We start from the raw sequence: 3,337 nt of genomic DNA, 5'->3' as shown, positions 1-3,337 counted from the left end.
AATCCTGCTTGGCCAAAAGGGTCAAAGTCGCGTGGCTTTTCCAGACGCATTGCTTGACGGAATATCAGATGACTTCAGGCGTAAGGCCAACGCCAAGGCGTTGATGTTTGAATATGAGTGCGAGGGTTGCGGCGTGGCAGTGAAAGGCGATGCGGACAAGTTGGAACAGGTCATGGACAATATTTTGTCGAACGCCGTTAAGTTTACCAATGCAGGTATAGTCGGCTTCAAGGCCGTTTACGGAGGCGGAAATCTGGTTGTTGAAATCAGTGATACTGGCATAGGAATGGATGAAGAAACGCTTGAACGCGTATTTCGTCCGTTCGAGCGTGCCGCACAGGACGTGAACTCAGACGGTTTCGGCCTCGGCCTTGCAATAACAAAAGGCTTGATGAATGCGCTGGGAGGAAGTCTAAACGTTGAAAGTGAACTTGGTAAAGGGAGTATGTTCCGCTTGAAACTGCCTTTGACTGAGACGGACGAGGAGGTTGCGGCAGTTGAAGTTCATGCCGTAGCGTTTGCCATGTTGCCAAAGCGCGTGCTCGTTGTTGACGACGACTGCATCCTGCTGAAAGTCATAGAAGACATGCTCGGACGTAACGGCGTGGAATGTACGGCGTGCCGTAACGCACGCGAGGCGGTGGAAGCGTTGGGCAAAGCGGACTACGACATAGTGCTGACTGACGTGCAGATGCCGGACACCGACGGTTTCGGATTGTTGAAACTGTTGCGGACTGCCGACATAGGCTGTTCGCGAACGATGCCCGTGGCTGTAATGACGGCGAGGGGCGACGGCGATTCTGGCGTGTACTTGCAGGCTGGCTTCTGCGGTTGCCTGCACAAGCCATTCTCCATGAAGCGGCTTACGGCGTTTCTTTCATCGTGCGTCAGCAGTGAAAACCGACGTCCGAAGTTCAACTTTGAAGGTTTGCTGGAACATACGGGCGACAGGCGGCACATGTTGGAGGTGCTGTTGCGGCAGTCGGAAACCGACAAGTCCGACATGGAGAAGGCTCTTGCCTTGCTTGACCGTGAGGCGTTGCGCGCCGTAACCCATAGGATGTTGTCGGCATGGAGCTTTCTTGGAGCAGATGGCTTGATTGAAAGTTTCCGCAAGATTCTCGTTGACGCAAGCGTTAATGACGAGTCAATCAGGAATGAGACAGCAAAGCTGGTTTACGCAATTGAATGTCTTATTGGAGAAGTAAAAGCACTGATTGAAAATGAAAAATGAACAATTAACAATGAAAAATGAGTGGAGAAATATTGATTGTTGAAGATAATGTCGTCTTGGGCGAGGTACTTTCGCGGTGGATTGGTAAAGTAGGTATCGATGCGGATATTGCCACGCACGAGCCTGCGGCGAGGCGCAAGATGGAACGCAAGGACTACTCTATGGTACTTACCGACGTGCGCCTGCCGAAAGGCAACGGCCTAAGCCTGTTGGAGTGGAGCATGGCGGAACGCCACGGGGTGCCGTTCGTTGTGATGACCGACTATGCCTCGGTGCCTGACGCAGTGCGTGCAGTGAAGATGGGTGCGGAGGACTATCTGCCCAAACCCGTGCATGAGGAACGCCTTGCGGAACTGCTCGGCAACATTCTCGGAAACGACGGCAGGGCATTTGGCAATGAGCGTAGCCTCTTGAGGCGGCGCAGTCCGCAAGCATTGGCTGCGGAAAATCTGGCGCAGCGCGTTGCCGGTACAGACTGGTCTGTTATGATACTCGGGCCTAACGGCAGCGGCAAGGAGTCGGTAGCACGTACCGTCCACAGGCATAGTCTGCGCAAGGGCAAGCCGTTCGTGGCTGTAAACTGCGGTGCCGTACCGAAAGAGCTTGCCGCCTCGGTGTTCTTCGGCCATGTGAAAGGCGCGTTCACCGGGGCGGACGGCGACAAGGACGGATATTTCAAGGCGGCGCAGGGCGGCACGCTGTTTCTCGACGAGATAGGTAATATGTCGCTTGAAGTGCAGGCCATGCTGCTACGCGTGCTTCAGGAAAGGGAATACGTCCCTGTCGGCGGCCGCAAACCATGCAAGGCCGACGTTCGCGTTGTGTCGGCAACAAATGCAGACATGGCTTCGGCGATAAGCTGTGGCAGTTTCCGTGAGGACTTGTACCACCGCCTCTGCGAGTTTGAAATCTGTCAACCGTCGTTGGCGGAATGCCCGGAGGACGTCCTCTCGCTGGCGGAATTCTTCCTTGATAAGTATTCAGCGGAGATGCGTCTTGGCTGCGCCGGTTTTACTGAGGGTGCCAAGATGGCGTTGCTTTCGTGGCAGTGGCCGGGCAACATCCGCGAGCTTGCCAACAGGGTGAGGCGCGGCGTGCTGCTTGCCGAAGGTGGACTGCTGTCAGCCGAGAGCCTCGGCCTTGATGGGGAACTGTGCGCCTGTCCAGCTTCAAGCCTGAAGTTGATAGGGAACGAAGATGAGAAAAGGCGGATAACTACAATATTGGAAGAATGTCGCGGCAACGTAAGCCACGCCGCCGAACTCCTCGGTTGCAGCCGTCCTACGTTGTATAAGAAATTAAGGATTTACGGGATGATGAGAAATGAAAAGTGAAAAACGAAAAGTGAAGAATCCATTTGCTTGGAAGCGTTCATATTTCACTTGGATTTTTCACTTTTCGTTTTTCACTTACTACTGGTGCGATAAAATCGCATTAGTTTTAAATCTCATCAAATAACGAGAGTTCTTTGACATTTTGGTTTGAAATGATTGATGAGTCTAGCTTGGTTATCAACGACCGCAGGTCAGTCCTTTCCAACGCGGATATTCTAATCAGGGTAGCCACCTCGGTGATTGAATATGGGCTGTTGCAAGCAACCTTTATTCTTGCTACTGTCAGATACGATATGATGGCAGCCCAAAGATGGATTTTGACAGCGTTTTCCGAATATCCCCACAGAGTTTTTACGGTAATGTTCTGTTTAATCCACTTGAAGAATACCTCTATATCCCATCGATGGCGGTACAGGTTGGATATTTCCAAGGCACTGACTTCAAAGTTATTGGATATAAAGTCCACAATAGTGTCATTATCAGGGTCATAAACGCGGACAAATCTCATGGCTTCGGGATACAGCTTGCTTGAGTTATATCCCGTTACCCTTATACAGGAGTCTTCCAGTACGCCAGACTTGACATCGGAAATATCCATCTGCTCGACTGTCTCGAATGTCATGTTCTCTTTTGGACGTGATACCCAAAATGCCTGAGCCTGATGAAATCTAAAAAGTGCTTTAAAGTCAACATAGGCCTTATCCATCACGTAGAAAGCATAAGGCTTGGAAAAGCCACGCGACTTTGACCCTTTTGGCCAAGCAGGATT

At 51.5% G+C, this 3,337-nt stretch carries 3 protein-coding genes; 2 read left to right on the top strand and 1 reads right to left on the bottom strand.

Annotated features, from left to right (window positions below):
* Positions 1 to 1,234, top strand: a 1,234-nt coding sequence (locus H6A34_RS13950) for an ATP-binding protein (protein ID WP_205106009.1), incomplete at its 5' end; no start/stop codon positions are given.
* Between the two features lie 17 nt (positions 1,235 to 1,251).
* The gene (locus H6A34_RS13945) at positions 1,252 to 2,568 is read left to right on the top strand and encodes a sigma-54-dependent transcriptional regulator (RefSeq protein ID WP_205106008.1); all 1,317 of its coding nucleotides are present in this window, start codon (positions 1,252 to 1,254) and stop codon (positions 2,566 to 2,568) included.
* A 106-nt stretch (positions 2,569 to 2,674) separates the two neighbouring features.
* On the opposite strand, the gene H6A34_RS13940 is transcribed toward H6A34_RS13945, so the two are convergent.
* Entirely contained in the window at positions 2,675 to 3,274 is a 600-nt protein-coding gene (locus H6A34_RS13940) for an IS4 family transposase (RefSeq protein ID WP_239480899.1), read from the bottom strand.
* Positions 3,275 to 3,337 lie beyond the last annotated feature (63 nt).

The organism is Marseilla massiliensis (assembly GCF_016899855.1).
Taxonomy (GTDB): domain Bacteria; phylum Bacteroidota; class Bacteroidia; order Bacteroidales; family Bacteroidaceae; genus Prevotella.
This window is presented reverse-complemented; position numbering and strand designations above follow the sequence as displayed.